At 65.8% G+C, this 17,220-nt stretch carries 13 protein-coding genes; 7 read left to right on the top strand and 6 right to left on the bottom strand.

The genetic code is table 11. The features are described from left to right. The first annotated feature begins 140 nt into the window (after positions 1 to 140). Both ACQPYR_RS27890 and ACQPYR_RS27885 read left to right on the top strand, forming a co-directional pair. Positions 141 to 1,853 carry a putative PEP-binding protein gene (locus ACQPYR_RS27890; protein WP_433621909.1) on the top strand — a complete coding sequence of 571 codons (1,713 nt, stop codon included), beginning with the start codon at positions 141 to 143 and terminating at the stop codon, positions 1,851 to 1,853. Between the two features lie 86 nt (positions 1,854 to 1,939). Beyond that, a complete protein-coding gene (locus ACQPYR_RS27885) occupies positions 1,940 to 2,149 on the top strand; it encodes a hypothetical protein (RefSeq protein WP_387287959.1) in 210 nt (69 codons plus the stop codon). A gap of 41 nt (positions 2,150 to 2,190) precedes the next feature. Here the strand turns inward: ACQPYR_RS27885 and ACQPYR_RS27880 are convergent, their stop codons facing one another. From ACQPYR_RS27880 to ACQPYR_RS27870, 3 genes are all read right to left on the bottom strand, one after another. Next, complete coding sequence (locus ACQPYR_RS27880) at positions 2,191 to 2,727, bottom strand: DUF779 domain-containing protein (protein WP_433621908.1); 537 nt, start codon at positions 2,725 to 2,727, stop codon at positions 2,191 to 2,193. Then, positions 2,727 to 4,250 carry an aldehyde dehydrogenase gene (adh, locus tag ACQPYR_RS27875; RefSeq protein WP_433621907.1) on the bottom strand — a complete coding sequence of 508 codons (1,524 nt, stop codon included), beginning with the start codon at positions 4,248 to 4,250 and terminating at the stop codon, positions 2,727 to 2,729. The genes ACQPYR_RS27880 and adh overlap by 1 nt, the downstream gene beginning before the upstream one ends. Before the next feature lie 91 nt (positions 4,251 to 4,341). Continuing rightward, on the bottom strand, positions 4,342 to 5,634 hold the full coding sequence (locus tag ACQPYR_RS27870; protein ID WP_433621906.1) for a transcriptional regulator: 1,293 nt from the start codon (positions 5,632 to 5,634) through the stop codon (positions 4,342 to 4,344). 191 nt (positions 5,635 to 5,825) lie between these two features. Between ACQPYR_RS27870 and ACQPYR_RS27865 the strand changes: the two genes are divergently transcribed. The 4 genes from ACQPYR_RS27865 (at position 5,826) to ACQPYR_RS27850 (ending at position 13,108) form a co-directional block, all read left to right on the top strand. After that, on the top strand, positions 5,826 to 7,085 hold the full coding sequence (locus ACQPYR_RS27865) for a cytochrome P450 (RefSeq protein ID WP_433621905.1): 1,260 nt from the start codon (positions 5,826 to 5,828) through the stop codon (positions 7,083 to 7,085). 295 nt (positions 7,086 to 7,380) lie between these two features. Then, positions 7,381 to 8,793, top strand: coding sequence for an amidase (locus ACQPYR_RS27860; RefSeq protein ID WP_433621904.1), 1,413 nt, complete (start codon positions 7,381 to 7,383; stop codon positions 8,791 to 8,793). Between the two features lie 48 nt (positions 8,794 to 8,841). Next, complete coding sequence (locus ACQPYR_RS27855; protein ID WP_433621903.1) at positions 8,842 to 9,294, top strand: SRPBCC family protein; 453 nt, start codon at positions 8,842 to 8,844, stop codon at positions 9,292 to 9,294. Positions 9,295 to 9,637: 343 nt separating this feature from the next. Continuing rightward, positions 9,638 to 13,108: a protein kinase domain-containing protein gene (locus tag ACQPYR_RS27850; protein ID WP_433621902.1), complete on the top strand. Its 3,471-nt coding sequence runs from the start codon at positions 9,638 to 9,640 to the stop codon at positions 13,106 to 13,108. A 5-nt stretch (positions 13,109 to 13,113) separates the two neighbouring features. On the opposite strand, the gene ACQPYR_RS27845 is transcribed toward ACQPYR_RS27850, so the two are convergent. From ACQPYR_RS27845 to ACQPYR_RS27835, 3 genes are all read right to left on the bottom strand, one after another. Then, positions 13,114 to 14,859 carry a putative bifunctional diguanylate cyclase/phosphodiesterase gene (locus tag ACQPYR_RS27845; RefSeq protein WP_433621901.1) on the bottom strand — a complete coding sequence of 582 codons (1,746 nt, stop codon included), beginning with the start codon at positions 14,857 to 14,859 and terminating at the stop codon, positions 13,114 to 13,116. Positions 14,860 to 15,099: 240 nt separating this feature from the next. Further along, positions 15,100 to 15,876, bottom strand: coding sequence for an alpha/beta hydrolase family protein (locus ACQPYR_RS27840; RefSeq protein ID WP_433621899.1), 777 nt, complete (start codon positions 15,874 to 15,876; stop codon positions 15,100 to 15,102). A gap of 3 nt (positions 15,877 to 15,879) precedes the next feature. Further along, positions 15,880 to 16,161 (bottom strand): YggT family protein, encoded by a 282-nt coding sequence (locus tag ACQPYR_RS27835; protein ID WP_357472466.1) that lies wholly within the window; start codon positions 16,159 to 16,161, stop codon positions 15,880 to 15,882. A 111-nt stretch (positions 16,162 to 16,272) separates the two neighbouring features. Here ACQPYR_RS27835 and ACQPYR_RS27830 point away from each other — a divergent pair, with 111 nt between their 5' ends. Next, complete coding sequence (locus ACQPYR_RS27830) at positions 16,273 to 17,064, top strand: transporter substrate-binding domain-containing protein (protein ID WP_433621898.1); 792 nt, start codon at positions 16,273 to 16,275, stop codon at positions 17,062 to 17,064. Positions 17,065 to 17,220 lie beyond the last annotated feature (156 nt).

The following is a 17,220-nucleotide window of genomic DNA, read 5'->3' as shown; positions in this document are numbered from 1 at the left end:
CTCCGATTGGCAATGTGTGTTTATGTTGTTTTATGCCCGTCTATGTTGCTTTGTCAAGAGATTTGAGTAGTCTGGGTCACAACGAGCCGAGCTGAGTAATCGGTCGCACTCACTCGACATCGGCGTGGAGGAGGAATCGAATGTTCGGATCACCGCAGACCACAGGGTCCGTGAAGGTTGCGCGCAGCGCCATGACATTGCGCGGGACGCCGGCGGTGCCCGGAATCGCCGCCGCGCCAACCGTGCGTCCGGCACCGCGGATCCGCGCGGACCTTCGTGCCGAACCGGTCGCCGAGTCCGATCGGGCATCACAACACGAAGCCTTCCTTGCCGCGACATCGGTGGTTGCCCGGCGCTTGCGCGAGCGCGCCACCCGCGCGAGTGGTGCGGCCGCGGAGGTGCTCGTCGCGAATGCCGCGATGGCCGCCGATCGCGGCTGGCTCAGTGCCGCCGAGAAATTGATCGCCGCGGGCAGTCCCGCCGCCGTCGCGGCAACCGCGGCCACCGAGCAGTTCGCCGAGGTGTTCACCAAACTCGGTGGGCTGATGGCCGAACGCGTCACCGACCTTCGCGATGTCTGTGACCGGGTGGTGGCCGAGCTGGCCGGTGTGCCCGAGCCTGGCATTCCTACGCCTGCCAGGCCATCGATCCTGCTCGCCGACGACCTGGCCCCGGCGGATACCGCTGGATTGGATCCGAATCTTATTGTCGGCCTTGCCACTTCGCGCGGCGGCCCGACCAGCCACACCGCGATCATCGCCCGCCAGCTCGGTATCCCGTGCGTGGTCGCGATCGCCGGACTGGACAACGTGCCAGCCGGAGTGCAGGTGCTGATTGATGGGGCGGCCGGGCAGGTCGCCATCGGCCCGGACCCGGAAACCGCCGCCCGCGCCGTGGCCGAATACCGCGCGCAGGAATCGCGCACGGCGGCCTGGACCGGTCCGGGCGCGACCGCCGACGGACACCGGGTCGAGATTCTCGCCAACGTCCAAGACGCGGCCGGAGCCCGCGCGACGCGCTCCCAACCGGCCGAGGGCATCGGCCTGTTCCGCACCGAATTATGTTTCCTGGACCGCGAATCCGAGCCGGGCATCGCCGAACAGGCGGGCATCTATCGCGAGGTCTTCGACGCCTATGCCGGGTCGAAGGTGGTGATCCGCACCCTCGACGCCGGTTCGGATAAGCCACTGCGCTTCGCCGACCATGCCGACGAAGCGAACCCGGCGCTCGGTGTGCGCGGCATCCGCATCGCCGCCCGCGACAGCGGAATCCTGGACCACCAACTCGACGCGATCGCCCAGGCGGCCACCGACCGCACGCCCACACCGTGGGTCATGGCACCAATGATTTCCACTGCGGCCGAAGCGAAATCGTTCGCCGCCAAGGTGCGAGCGCGCGGACTGGTCCCGGGCGTCATGATCGAGGTCCCCGCGGCCGCCCTCCTGGCCGAGGCCATTCTGGAGCACGTCGACTTCCTCTCGATCGGCACCAACGACCTCGCCCAATACACCATGGCCGCCGATCGCATGTCCGCCGACCTCGCCGCACTCACCGACCCCTGGCAACCCGCTGTCCTGGCGCTGGTCGCCCGCACCGCGGCTGCCGGCGCGACCGCGCGCAAGCCCGTCGGCGTCTGCGGTGAAGCCGCCGCCGACCCGCTATTGGCCTGTGTTCTAACCGGATTCGGCATCAGTTCGCTCTCCGCCGCCGGTGTCGCGGTGGCCGCCGTCGGAGCCGCCCTCTCCGCCGTCACCCTCGAAGACTGCCACCGCGCCGCGGCCGCCGTCCTGTCGACCTCCGACCCGGACAGCGCCCGCGCCGCCGCCCGTGCCGCTCTCCGGTCAGCCGGATGATCGATGGTTGCGTCACGATTGCCGGAAGTGCCACTCGGTGATCCAGCAAACTCGAGCGAAACGGTCGGAGGTGTTGCGGCGATCTGGTGAATATGGCCACCGACACCATGAATCTCGCCGAGCGGCGTCAAGCGATCCGACGACTCGTTGCGGTCTGCCACGTAGTCAACAAGCTGGTAGAGCTAGCCGAGACGGAATCATCCGAACCGTTGATCGCGCAGGCGCACACCACACGCCGGGTGCTCCAGGACCTGGTGCTCGACCTGGTGGCGATCGAGCCGCGAACCGGAGTCTGAGCCGGAAACGGCGGGGCCTCAGTAAAAGTTAGCTGTCAAGGCTACGGCCGCGTTCCGCTACCGGGAACCGGGCACGCATCGGCTGCCTCGGCGACGACCTGTGGTTCGCTCGAGACCACAGGACGTTCCCCTCGCTCCCAGCCCGCGCCCGTCACCGGTTCGGTCGCAGCCAGAACGGCCAGCTCGCCGTCATCGAAAACCCTTCCACGACTGAGGAATCGAAACCCTTCCGGCGATTCCAGACTGAACCCCGAACCGCGACCGGGCACGACGTCGAGGACGAGTTGGGTGTGCTGCCAGGCAGCGAACTGCGGTCCCGAGATCCACACCGGTGCGATATCGTCCGGCTCCGGCGCGGTAGCCGGCAACTCATCGACCCGCAATCGCAGATCGAGCAATCCGAGCAGCACGTCGTGATCGCCGATCACGAATTCGCCTGCGGGGTAACACATCGGGGCCGATCCGTCGCAGCAACCACCGGACTGGTGCAGCATCAGCGGGCCGTGCAGCCCGCGGAGGCGACGGAGCAGATCCATCGCCGCCGCGGTGGCGCGCACGCGCCGTGGGACTGCGGCCATCAGAAGAAGCCTTGCGCCTTCGATGCGTAGCCGACCAGCAGGTTCTTCGTCTGCTGATAGTGGTCGAGCATCATGCGATGGTTCTCGCGGCCGATGCCGGACTGCTTGTAGCCGCCGAAGGCCGCATGTGCCGGGTACTGGTGATAGGTGTTGGTCCACACCCGTCCGGCCTGGATATCGCGTCCGGCCCGGTAGGCCACCGAACCGTCGCGCGACCATACGCCCGCGCCGAGTCCGTAGAGGGTGTCGTTGGCGATCTTGATGGCTTCGTCGTAGTCCGCGAACGAGGTCACCGAGACGACGGGTCCGAAGATCTCCTCCTGGAAGATCCGCATCGAATTGCTGCCCGCGAAAACCGTTGGCTGCACGTAGTATCCGCCGGACAGATCGCCGCCGAGGTCGGCGCGCTCGCCACCGGTCAGCAAAGTCGCGCCCTCGCCCTTGCCGATTTCGAGGTAGGACAGGATCTTTTCGAGCTGATCGTTGCTGGCCTGCGCGCCGATCATGGTCTCGGTATCGAGCGGATCGCCCTGCCGCACCGCCTTGGTGCGCACCACGGCCGCGGCCAGGAATTCGTCGTAGATATCGGCCTGGATGAGCGCGCGCGACGGGCAGGTGCAGACCTCACCCTGGTTCAGCGCGAACATGGTGAAGCCCTCGAGTGCCTTGTCCTGGAAGTCGTCATTGGCGGCGAGGACATCGCTGAAGAAGATATTCGGGCTCTTGCCACCGAGTTCCAGCGTGACCGGGATCAGATTCTGCGACGCGTACTGCATGATCAGGCGGCCGGTGGTGGTTTCGCCGGTGAAGGCGATCTTCTTGATCCGTGGGCTGGAGGCCAGCGGCTTACCGGCCTCGACACCGAAACCGTTGACGATATTGACCACACCTGGCGGCAGCAGATCGCCGATGAGACCGATCAGGAACATGATCGAGGCCGGGGTCTGCTCGGCGGGCTTGAGCACGACCGCATTGCCTGCGGCGAGCGCGGGCGCGAGCTTCCAGGTGGCCATCAGAATCGGGAAGTTCCACGGAATGATCTGGCCGACCACACCGAGCGGCTCGTGGAAGTGGTAGGCGACGGTGTCGGCATCGATCTGCGACAGCGAACCCTCTTGTGCGCGAATGGCGCCGGCGAAGTAGCGGAAGTGGTCGATGGCCAGCGGGATATCGGCGGCAAGGGTTTCCCGGATCGGTTTGCCGTTGTCCCAGGCCTCCGCGAGGGCGAGCGCGTCGAGGTTCGCTTCGATGCGGTCGGCGATCTTGTTGAGGATGAGGGCGCGCTCGGCGACCGAGGTCTTGCCCCACGCGGGTGCGGCGGCGTGCGCGGCATCGAGGGCGAGTTCGATGTCTTCGGCGGTGCCGCGCGCGACCTCGCAGAACGGCTGACCCGTTACGGGAGTTGGGTTTTCGAAGTACTGCCCCTTGACGGGCGCGACCCATTCGCCGCCGATCCAGTTGTCGTATCGGGTCTGGAACGACATGGCGGCGCCGGGTGTGCCTGGGCGGGCGAAGACGGTCATCGAATGCTCCTCGATCTGCTGACTTTTCACGTCAGGGTGTGATCCGGAACACTAGGAGTGTTCATGTTGCACGACCGTTGCAAGAGACTGGTCAGATGCCCAATTTGCGGTCGAGTAGTCGCAATTGTGTCTTCACCTGGGCATACAGCGAGGACTGACGGTCCAGCGAGGAGAGGTAGGCGGTCCACGCCGCAACGTCCTCGCGCCCGTCTGCCGAACCGGTCCAGCGGGCCAGCAGGCGGCGGTCACCGGCCGTCAACAGGGCCGCGCGCAGGCGTCCGCGCAATTCGACGCGCAATTCAGCGATGCCCGGTGCGAGCGAGCGAGGCAGGATCGGGCCGGGATAGGCGCGCAACGCCGCCGACGTATCGCCGCGCGCGAGTGCACGCCGAACCCCGTCGACATCGGTATCCAGCTCCATCAGCAGCCGATACGGCCGGGAGCCGAGGCCATTGGCGCCCAACATCTTTCGCACCCGCGACATCTCTGCGCGCACCGTGACCGGATCCAGCTCGGATTCGTCGAGCAGCATGGCGAGATGGTCGGCGCTCAGCCCCTCCGGGTAATTGGCCAGCAGCAATAGGATTTCGGCGTGGCGCTGTGACAGACGGATGCGCTCACCATCGCGGATCAGGGTCGGCCGGGCCGGGCCGAGCGCCTCGAGGCGTGCCGTCGTCGACGCGAGCGGTTTCGGAGCGTCCAACATGAGCAGCCGCAGTTCGGATTCCGCGGCCGATACCGTCGCGCGGATCAGTGACAACACCTCCGGCGCCGCGACGCGGGGTCCGCCGGTGATATCGATGGCGCCGATGATCCGGCCGCTGCGCGGATCATGTACGGGCGCAGCCGAACAACTCCATTCGTGCACCACGCGACTGAAGTGTTCGGCCCCGAAGATCTGCACATGGTGATCGAGGGCGAGTGCGGTGCCGGGTGCATTGGTGCCGACCCGGTCCTCACTCCAGTCCGCGCCCTCGACGAAATTCATGGCCAGCGCCCGGTCCTTGACCTTCGAATCGCCCTCCACCCACAGCAATCGGCCCTCGGCATCGCTGATCGCGACCAGCAGTCCGGCCTCGGCGGCATCCTCGACCAGCAGTTTGCGCACCATCGGTCGGATCAGCGCGGTCGGATGCGTGGCCCGATACCGTTGCAGCTCGAGACCATCGAGGTCGACACCGGCGCCGAAGCGATCCGGATCGACGCCGTTGCTGCGGCTGCGCCGCCAGGAATCCAGCACCACCGGGCGCACCGGATCGATCGGCAGCTGCTCGTCGCCTTCGATGAAGCAGCGATGCGCACAGGACACCTGTCGCGCCAATTGCGCGAGGTCGTCCTCCGGTCGAACGGCCACCCAGGGGTTGCCGTGCGCTGCTGTGCTCAATCGGTGTCCTTCGTGTCGCCCCTACCTACTGTAATGCCGGTCACATGTCGTATAGCCAAGGGTGGGGGCGCTCGGCACGCGCGGACCGGGCAGTCAACGTAGTCTGACTCTGCTCTGCGCAGGCGGCACGGATGCGCCTGCGGTCGCGCACCATGCTCATCGCTTCTGCACAACGACTGGAGTCACGTCTCTTGACCACGCCAGAGTCGGCAACCACCACCCGCACCCGCCCCGTCCCGCACGGCTCGCCGATTGATACCAACGGCCCCCGAATCTCGCTCTACTCAGCGGAATTCGCCGCGAACCCGCACGAGGCGTACCGCGAAATGCGCGAGAGATATGGTTCGCTGGTACCGGTGGAGTTGGCTTCGGGTGTACCCGCGACCCTGGTGATCGGCTACTACACCGCGCTGCAGATCCTCAATGATCCCGACCATTTTCCGCACGATTCGCGAAACTGGCAGAAAGGTGTTCCCGAGGACTGCCCGGTGCGGCCGATGCTCGAATGGCGTCCGGCGGCGATTCGTACCACCGGCCTCGAGCACGCCCGCTACCGGGAGACGACCGTCGCCGGCCTCGCTGTCGTCGACCTGTTCGCTCTGCATTCCACTGTGGAGCAGATCGCCATTCCCCTGATCAACACCTTCTGCCAGGACGGTACGGCGGATCTGGTCGGGCAGTACGCATTGCCGCTGGCCTTCGCCGTGATCAACGCGATGCTCGGTTGTCCGCAGGAGATCAGCCAGCGTGCCGCAAGCGGTCTGGCGCGCATGATGGAGGGTGCGGATGCGGCCGTCGAGGGCGGCAAGATTCTTGCCGATGCCATGTTCGAACTGGTCTGCCTCAGGCGTGACCAACCGGCCGACGATATCGTGTCCGTGCTGCTCGCCCATCCGGCGAAGCTCGATGACGCCGAGATGATTCAGCAGGTCCTGCTCCTGTACGGCGCCGGAATGGAACCGACGCAGAATCTGATCGTCAATACGCTGCGACTGATGCTGACCGACAATCGGTTCGGTGGTGGCATTCTCGGCGGCACTCTATCCACGCGCGACGCGTTGGACGAGGTGCTGTTCACCGATCCGCCGCTATCGAACTACTGCATCACCTTCCCGAAGCAACCGGTCCTGATCGAGGGCTCGTGGCTGCCCGCGCACCAACCGGTCGTCATCAGCATGACCGGCTGCAATAACGATCCCGCGATCACCACCGGCGCGTACACCGACAACAGCTCCCACCTGGCGTGGAGTGTCGGCCCGCATGCCTGCCCCGCTCGCTCGATCGCGACCCTGATCGCACAGGACGCGATCGATCAACTCCTGGACGCCTTGCCGGAAATGCGGCTGGCCGTCCCCGTCGAAGAACTGGAATGGCGCCCGGGTCCGTTCCACCGCGCCCCGGTCGCGCTGCCCGTCACCTTCCCCGAATCCCCTCCGCTGCAAGTCTTCTGATGCGCACTCGGGTGCAATGGTGATCGTATCGGCGCGTCGGGCTGTACTGCTGAGGCCGGATCGGCTGTCCGGCAAGGGTATTCGGGTGGTTTGCGTCCATGACCGGACCACAACGCCGCCAACAATATTCTCGTCGCGGGATGTGCGGGGAGAATAAACACCCGTACAGGCCTGAGATGACGTCAATACTTCTGATTCGGAGACCGGGCGCGTATCATTTCCCCTACCCGGACGAACGTCCACCGGACAGGGTTCAAAGCGCCCGGATTCGTGATTCGTAGCTGTGGGCGGTGTTATGGCCGATCGAATACACGCATTCTCCGATGATGTCCTGGCCGACCACGATGCCGTCGCCTTGGCGGCCATGGTCCGGTCGGGGGCGGTGAGTCCGAAGGATTTGACGCGCGCGGCGATCGACCGCGCGGCGCTGGTAGAGCCGCAGCTCAATGCCATCGCGTACTCGAGTGTCGAGCGGCCGCGATACGCGTCGGGGCATACCGGTGCCTGGTATGGCGTTCCGACGTTCGTCAAGGACAATGCCGATGTCGCGGGCATGCCGACCAACCAGGGCAGCGCCGCATTCGTGGCCCGTCCGGCCGCCCGCGACGACGCCTACACCGCGCAGTTCCTCAGCATCGGGGTGACGGTACTCGGCAAATCGCGGATGCCGGAGTTCGGTCTGAACCCGACGACCGAATTCCAAGCCGCCGAGCCGACCAGGAATCCGTGGAATCCGGAGTATTCGGTCGGGGGATCCTCCGGCGGTTCGGCCGCCATGGTCGCGGCCGGTGTCGTGCCGGTCGCCCATGGCAATGACGGCGGGGGATCGTTGCGGATCCCGGCCGCATGCGCTGGACTGGTCGCACTGAAGCCGAGTCGATATCGGCACCTGGACAACGTACTCGACAAGCATCTGCCGATAAGGCTCATCTCCGAGGGCGTGCTGACCAGGACGGTGCGCGATAGCGCCGCGTATACCGCTGCCGCCGAACGTTATTGGCGAAATCCCGAGCTCGTGCCGATCGGCGAAGTGCACGGCCCGGCCGACCGCCGCCTGCGTATCGGATTGCTGACCACCGCAGGAACCGGCGCCGAACCCGATGCCGAAACGCGCGGCGCGGTCGAATTCGCGGCCAAGCTGCTCGAACGCTTCGGACATCAGGTCGAGCCGATGGCCGTCCCCTTCCCGCCGTACCTCGCCGACGACTTCCTGTTGTACTGGGCGTTCCTTGCCGATATGTCGGCCGTCGGTGGCAAGGTCCTGCACGGCAGGTCATTCGATCGCCATGCGCTCGACGATCTCACGCGCGGTTTGGGCCGCTATCACCGCGAGCGCATCCTCCGCACTCCGGCCGCGCTCTACCGGCTGCGCCGGGCGTACCGGATCTATGCCGAGGTATTCACGCGGTACGAGCTCGTGCTTTCGCCGGTGGTCACCCATGTGGTGCCGCCGCTGGGTTATCTCGATCCGAAGGTGCCGTCCGAAGAGCTGATCGAGCGGCTGCGTACATATGTGGGCTACACCCCGATCGCCAATGTGACCGGGGCGCCCGCCCTATCGATGCCGATGCGCATCGGGTCCAGCGGTGTCCCGATCGGTGTCATGTGCAGCGCGGCCTACGGCGATGAGCGCACCTTGCTGGAGATCGGGTACCTGCTGGAAGCGGAGAACCCCTTCCCGCGGATCGACGCGGAGCCTATGCGATAGGTGGTGTATTGCTTGGCGGGAGTCGGGCTCGGATGCTTCGATCATGGTATGACCGACGACGAGGTGCCACGCATTGTTTCTGCCAGCCGGGAGATCGCGGCCGGTGCCGATGAAATCTTCGAATTGATCGCCGATCCCGCGCAACAGCCGCGGTGGGACGGCAACGACAACCTGGCCGAAGCCCCGGCGGGCCAACGTGTCCAGGAAGTCGGCGATATCTTCGCCATGACCACCACCAAGGGCCATATCCGCGAGAACCACATTGTGGAATTCCAAGAGGGGCGCCGGATCGCCTGGCTGCCTGCGGAACCGGCGAGCGAACCGCCGGGCCACCTGTGGCGTTGGGAGCTCGAGCCGGTGGACGCGGCGCATACTCGGGTCACGCACACCTACGACTGGTCGCGATTGACCGACCAGAACCGGCTCCCGCGCGCCCGCGCCACCACCTCCGACAAACTCCAAGTGTCCATCGACCGACTCGCGGCCATCGCCGAAGGGTAGGCGTCTGCTGAACTTCGCTCGGCTGTGTCGAAATCCCAAGGCACACCGGCACGCTCGCATCGCTGGTCGAAAATGCCCATCCGACGCTTGCCGTGCCGGACTGCCCGGGATGGAAACTCGGGCGGCTGCTGCGCACGTCGGCGGCTACCACTGGACGTGACACAGTTCGCCAACCGGTAGCCTCCGGTGTGCGGGCCGCGAATAGTTTCGGTGGCCGGACATTCGGCGACCAGGATCGCCTGCCCCGCAGGCAATTGCGGCGGCATCTTACCGAGCGCGCGCGGAATCGTCGCGACGGGAATATGCTCGAAGTAGCTGGCTGGTAGTTGTAATCGGGGTCGTCGTGTCGCATATCGATCCGCTTTCCACGCAACGCGACCTCACCTCAGGGTTCGCGGCAGAGCTGGCCGCCGCCGGGTTCACCGATGCCGCCGAGATCGGACGTGGCGGATTCGGTGTTGTCTATCGGTGTGCCCAGCCCGCCCTCGAGCGCATGGTGGCGATCAAGGTGCTCACCGCCGATCTGGAATCGGAGAATCTCGAACGTTTTGTCCGCGAACAGCTCGCCATGGGCAAGCTGTCGGGACATCCCAATATCGTCAGCGTTTTCGAGGTGGGCTCCACCGCGACCGGGCGGCCCTACATCGTGATGCCGTACCATCCGCACGGCTCATTGGACACCCGCATCCAGGAGCACGGTCCGATCGGCTGGCAGGACGCACTGCATATCGGGGTGAAAATCGCGGGCGCGCTGGAGACCGCGCATCGACGCGGCCTGCTGCACCGCGATGTGAAACCCGGCAATATCCTGCTCACCGAATACGGAGAACCGCAGCTCGCCGATTTCGGAATCGCCCGGCTGGTCGGCGGCTTCGAGACGACCGCGGGCACGATCACCGGTTCACCCGCCTTCACCGCACCCGAGGTACTGCAGGGCCATGTACCGGACGTGACCTCCGATATCTACAGCCTGGCCTCGACCCTGTTCTGCGCCAGCACCGGTCACGCGGTCTTCGAGCGCCGCAACGGCGAGCAGTTGGTCGCCCAGTTCCTGCGCATCACCAAACAGCCGATACCGGATCTCGGCGAGGCGGGCCTGCCCCCGGACGTGACCGCCGCGATCGAAGGCGCGATGTCGCGCGAGCGCGCGGAACGGCCCTCCAGCGCAGCCGAATTCGGTGCACAATTGCGCGAGATCCAGGAGCGGCACGGCCTGTCGCCCGACGATATGCCGATCCCGCTGCCCTCCGCCGAACCCGTCGGACATCGGCCGTCACCGTCACCGACCTCCGGCCGCCGCCGCACCTCGGCGACGTCATCGACCATCACCCCACCCGTGCCCGCCACCCGCTTGCGGCCGCCGGTGGCCAACCGTCCGCTGGTCGATCGCCAGCGCCTGATCGCGCTGCTGCGCGATGGACGCAATCGCAGGCTCGCGGTCATCCACGGCCCCACCGGATTCGGCAAAACCACCCTGGCAGCCCAATGGTGTGAGGCGCTGACTGTTGAGGGCATTGCGGTGGCCTGGCTGACCGTCGATCACGACGACAACAACGTCGTCTGGTTCCTCTCGCATCTGATCGAAGCCATTCGAGCCGCTAGGCCCTCGCTGGCGCGCGAGCTCGGCGAGCTGCTCGAGGAGCACGGCGACGAATCCGAACGCTATGTGCTGACCTCGCTGATCAACGATATCGACCGGCGCGGTGAGGAACTCGTGGTCGTCATCGACGACTGGCACTGCGCCACCGATCCCGCCACCACCCGCGCACTGCGCTTTCTGCTCGAAGGCTGCAGTCCCACATTGCATCTGGTGATCACCAGCCGCAGTCAGACCGGACTGCCGATGAGTTCCATGCGGGCCCGCGACGAACTGGTCGAAATCGGCCCCACCGCATTGCGTTTCGACATCGCGGAGGCGTATGCCTTCTTGGTCGAGCTGGGCGGACTGGAACTGGATCGCGCCGATGTCGAGGATCTCACCGAATCCACCGAAGGCTGGGTCGCGGCACTGCAACTGGCGGCACTGTCATTGCGCGGCAGCGACGATCCCGGCGAGCTGATCAGCCATCTGACCGGTCGACACCACGCCATCAGCGAGTTCTTGGTCGAGAACGTCCTGGACACCCTCGAACCCGGAACACTCGACTTCATGGTGGCGACCTCGATCACGCCGCGGATCTGCGGTGAACTCGCCTCGGCGCTCACCGGCGTACCGGACGGGCAGGCGATGCTGGAGCAGATCGAACTGCAGGATCTGTTCCTACGCAAGCTCGATGACGGCAATTGGTTCCGCTATCACCATCTGTTCCAGGATTTCCTGCAGCAGCGGCTGGAACGCGATCGGCCCGAACGGATCACCGAATTGCATCGGGTGGCTTCACGGTGGTTGGCCGAGCATCGGCATGTCAGCGAGGCGGTCGATCACGCTCTGCTGGCCGGGGATGAGCAGCGGGCCATCGAGATCGTCGAGCGGGACGGGATGTCGTTGCTGGAATACGGGCAGTTCGCCAGTCTCATCGGTCTGGTCAACAAGCTGCCCGCCACCATCATCGAAACGCACCCACGGCTGCAACTGGATCTGGCCTGGGCGAATATCCTGCTGCACCGGGCCGCACCGGCCGAACGCGCACTGCGCCTTGCGGAATCGACGCTGGATAACGGTGAACTCGACGAAGGCGGTACCGCCTTGCTGCGGGCCGAAGCGGGTGTGGTGCATGCGGTGGTCGCGGTGCGCGCGGATGCGCTGGCCGGAGTCGACGACATGCTCGCGCCCTGCTTTTTCCGGGCCGAGGAACTGTCACCGTATGTGGTCGCGATCGGCGCGAATGTCGCGACCTTCACCGCGGGCTATCGCTACGACTTCGACGAGGCGCTGCGCATCCAGGAGTGGTCCGCACCGTATATGCGCCAGAACAAGGGCTTATACAACAACATTCACGGCCTGTGCTTTCTCGGGCTGGCCGCGAGCCTGCAACTCGATATCGCCAGTGCCGAGCAGTATTTCCGCAAGGCGATGAAGGTAGCCAAGCAATCCGGTGGCAGTCATTCCTACGGCGCGCGGTTGGCCGGATCCCTGCTGGGCGAATTGCTTTATGAGCGTGGGGAAGTAGCGGATGCGGAGCGACTGCTCGACGAGGGCTACAAGCTCGGCCCCGAGGCGGGTGTCGTCGATTTCAAATTGGCGCGCTATGTCGTCGGGGCCCGTATCAAGGCGTTGCGCGGCGATCGCGCGGCCGCGATTCGCCGATTGAACGAGGGTGCGCGCGTCGCGCGTTCGATGTCATTGCCGCGGCTCGGCGCCGAGGTCGAGAACGAGCGGCTGCGACTGGGATTGCCGCCGCATCCGGAATTCGGTCCGCTGCCGGTTGTCGAATACGGAAACCGTCGCGAGCCGATCGACGCGATCGATGAATTCACCGTTCTGTACGAGGAATTCACCGCGATCCGGCTGCTGCTCGCCGCGGGAGTACCGGAGAAGACCGAACTCGCCTGCGCATGGTCCCAGGAATGGGTTGATCTGCTCGAATCCGTCGAGCGGCCGAGGGAATTGCTGAAAGCACGCCGAATGTTGATCGCCTGCCTCGCGGCCGCAGGCCGCACCGATGCGGCAAAGACCTTGCTGGCCACGGTAACCGCCCAGTGCGCCGAGCTCGGATCGGTCCGCTATCTGCTGGACGGGGGTCCACACGTCGTCGCCACACTCGCGGCCGTGCACGAAGATCAGCTCGCCGGGCGTTGGCATCCCGAATGGCCGGACGTGCCAACGGAATTCCTGCTAGCACTGGTCAATGCTCATGCGACACAACGAATCTGATGACATCAGCTGGTCAGCAGCTCGGTGATCTGTTCGACGGGCATGGGGCGATGGAAAAGCCAGCCCTGCGCGCTGTCGCAACCGAGCGATTCCAGCCGATCGGCCTGATATTGCGTTTCGACGCATTCGGCGGTGAGGGTGAAGCCGAGGGCATGGGTGAGTTCGATAATGGATTCGAGCACCAGCAGATCGGTGGCACCGGGGGATTCCGGGGTGCGGATGCAGCGGATGAACGGTCCCGCGAGTTTGACGACATCGAGCGGAAGTTCGCCCAAGTAGGCGAGATTGGAGTAGCCGGTGCCGAAATCGTCGATGGCGATGTGAACCCCGGCCTCGGACAACGTGCGCAACGCCTGGAGCGGGCGACCGGTAGTGTGCATGAACGCCCGCTCGGTCAGTTCGAGCTGTAGCCGATCCGGTGGGATGCCGGTCTCGGCGATGACGTCCTGAACCCGATCCAGCCACGTCGGGTCGGCGACCTCGGCGGCGGAAACATTGACGCTCACGATCGGCGTCCGGCCCGGAAACCGGTCGTGCCAGTCCCGGCTGTCGCGACACGCCCGTTCGAGCACCTGCGCGCCCAATGCGCCGATATGGCCGTTGTCCTCGGCGAGATCCACGAATTGCGCCGGGGCGAGTACGCCGAGGTGCGGATGCCGCCAGCGCACCAGGGCCTCTACCGCGACGATCCGCTGGTCGGTGAGAGCGACGATGGGCTGGTAGTCCAGGAACAGCTCGTCGCGGAGCAGGGCGGCGGGCATGGCCGCCGAGAGTTCGGCACGGGTATGTTCGCGGCGGCCGCGATCGGCATCGAAGACCGCGTAGCGGCCGCGACCCGCGGCCTTGGCCCAATACATGGTGGTGTCGGCGGCCTGCAGGAGTTCATCGGCGGTGGTGTGTTCGGTGCGTCCCTCCATGACGCCGATGCTGGCGGTGACGGTCAGGTAGTGGCCGTCGATGTCGAAGGGTTTGGTGAATGCGTCGAGCAGTTGCTTCGCGACCACGGCCACGGTTTCCCGGGGTTGCGGGACCAGGATGACGAATTCGTCGCCGCCCATGCGGGCCACCAATTGGCCAGGTCGGGCACAGGCGCGCAGGCGGGTGGCGGCGTGAATGAGCAGTTGGTCGCCGAATGCGTGCCCGAAGGTGTCGTTGACGAGCTTGAAATGGTCGAGATCGATATAGCAGAGGCCGAAGTCGGCGCCCGGATCGGCGAAGGCGGCGCCGAGCGTGTCGATGAATTTCGTCCGATTCGGCAGCCCGGTCAGATGATCGTGGTTGGCGCGGTGTCGCAGCCGCGCCTCACTCGCGCGCAACTGTTCGGTGACGGCGTTTCGGGCGGCGATTTCCGCGGCGCGGACACTCTCCTGCTCGGCCACCAGCCACGCCCGGAATGCGCGGATATATCCATTGGTGAAGGCGGCCAGCAATTCGGGCAGCCGATCCGCCGCGATGGTGCCCGCTTCGGTGAAATGCGCGCTGAGCGCCGCGATGCTGCACCCGAGCACTTCGTCGCCGACGAAATGCGACCGCGCCAACTCCGCACCCAACTCGGCCACCCGATCGGCGGATTCGGTTGTCTGCGTTGCTGTTTCGAACTCCATAGCCAGCCGCGTCAGCAGCATGCGCGCCTCACCCGCACTCATCGGTACCACAAGATCACGCGCCCCACCTGTCAGCGCGGCTGTCCAGCGTCCGGTCAGGTCGCCGCGCGAGCCGTCTCCTGAACCGGGCCCGGCTTCCCAACCCATGAGACCTGATCCTACAGCGCTCGACCGGCCGATGATGTTGGGAGACACCGCAGTTCCCGGGCGTCTGGCGCACACTTGTGCAGTGTGACCGCTGGTTTCGTGGTCACTCGTACGACGTGGAACCTGCCCGATCGGGCAGTGGATTTTTGCTGCTGTGCCGCGCCCGCGGAATCCGGTGCTTACGGCGGTGTGGCCCGCAAGATCTGACCTCTACTGCGCGACGTGTCCGCCCAGGCACGCTCAACGGCGCGCACCGGGTCTGTCGAGGCAACGATGCAGGGCCCGCACGACGAATGGCCATGCGGTGGAATCGGGATCGATGAGTTCGAAATGTCCGATGCCTGGCAACTCGACGAGTTCGGCGCCGGATTTCGCGCAGTACTCGCGTGCCGTTTCGATCGGCAGGCGTTGGTCCCGATCGCCGTGTACGACAACTGTGGGGATGTCGGCGGTGCCGAGTGCCGATGGGTCGGTGGCAGCGTAGCGCTCGGGAAAGTCTTGCGGGCCGCCGCCGAGCAATTCGGCGACCGCGCCCTGGCCATTGCCGCGGTGATAGGCATCGACCAGATTCGCCGCAGGCGCCAAGGCGACGACACCGGCCACTCGCGGCGCAACCGCAGTGCGCCAAGCGCTCTCGCTCGGTAGCCGATGCCGTAGTGCCGCCCACAACGCCAGGTGTCCGCCTGCGGAATGTCCGATGTAGAGGACGCGGTTCTGGTCGATGCAGCCCGGCCGTGCATCTTCGATCAAACCGGGCAGAACATCGAGGGCCATCGCGACATCGTCGAAGGTGGTCGGCCAACCGCCGCCGTCACCGACCCGGCGATACTCGAGGTTCGCAACCGCATAACCCAGGGCGGCCAGCGCCCGCGCCTCCGGCCGAGCATGCTCGCGGTCGAACTGCGCGCGCCAGAATCCGCCGTGCAGCACCACGATGAGCGGTGCCGGACCGTCCGCGGTGGGCAGGTACAGGTCGGCCACCTGGTCGCGGTGCGGGCCGTAGGCGATGGGTTCCATCGCCTACAGGCTGAAGAAGATCTGACGCAGGACCAAGGCGACGATGAAGACAACGGTGAACGCCAGGTCGATGGAGAGTCCGCCCAGCCGGACCGGCTGCAGGTACCGGCGCACCGGGGCGATCACCGGTTCGGTCGCGGAATGGCTCAGGTCGCGGGCACGGTTCACCCACTGGGGGTGCCTGCCGTCGGCGAGCACGCCTACCCAATCGAATACCAACCGGGCGAGTAGCAGCAGGATGAATACCGTCAGGGCTAACCCGAGCAAGGTGCCGATAAGGGTCATGTCGCACTCCTTCGTGAGTGGCCGGTTTCCAGTATCAACGGTCGGCACCGACTGGGAAGTGTCCCATTCGTCGGGTTCTCAGCCGACTATCAGGTCGGTTAGCCTGTCCCGATGCGCCGACCGCTCCGATATCTGCCGCTGGCCGTCCTGTCGACCCTGACCTGGCTGCTCGCCACCGGGCCGGTCGCGACCGCCCAGGAGGCATCGCACCTGATCACCGTGCAGCAGTCGGGCGTGCTGCGCGTCTGCACCACCGGCGACTACCCGCCCTATACCCTGCGCGAAGACGACGGCACCTACCGCGGCGTCGACATCACCCTCGCTACGGACCTCGCCGCCACCTTGCATGTTGTCCCGCAATGGATTCCGACCACCTGGTCCAGCTTGACCGATGACTTCCTCGCACGCTGCGATATCGCCGTCGGCGGCATCTCCGACACCCCGGCCCGCCGTGTCGTCGCCGATTTCTCCATCCCCACCTCCATCGACGGCAAGACCCCCGTCGTCCGCCGCACCGACGCCGCCGACTACGCCACCGTCGACCAGATCAACCGTCCCGAGGTCCGCGTTATCGTCAACCGCGGCGGCACCAACGAAGCCTTCGCCCGCACCAACTTCCCCCAGGCTCAACTCACCATCTGGCCCGATAACCTCACCATCTACGACCAGCTCGAACAACACAACGCCGACGTCTTCGTCACCGACTCGGTCGAGGGCCGCTACCGCCAGCGCACCCACCCCACCCTCCAGGTCCTACACCCCGACACCCCCTTCGACTCCGCCCCCAAGGCCTACCTCCTGCCCAAGGGCGACACCCTCTTCAACACCGTCGTCAACACCTGGCTCGAATCCGAAATCCGCACCGGCAGAAGCGATCAGCTGCTTGCCGACTGGATCGGCTGATTCCGTGCCCGAGCTCCGTCTGTTCTTCCGCCCGGCGAATGCACACCGACTCAACGGAATTACTCGGCGTCGTCGCGGCGGCGCGTCGTCCCCGGACGTGGCCTAGCCTCAGTGCATCGGATCTGTCAGATAAGTGCGGGAGCAGTCAGCCGCCGA

The organism is Nocardia sp. CA-120079 (assembly GCF_050955745.1).
In the GTDB taxonomy this organism is placed as follows: Bacteria; Actinomycetota; Actinomycetes; order Mycobacteriales; family Mycobacteriaceae; genus Nocardia.
Note: the sequence above shows the minus strand (reverse complement) of the source record. Positions and strands in the feature narration are given on the sequence as shown.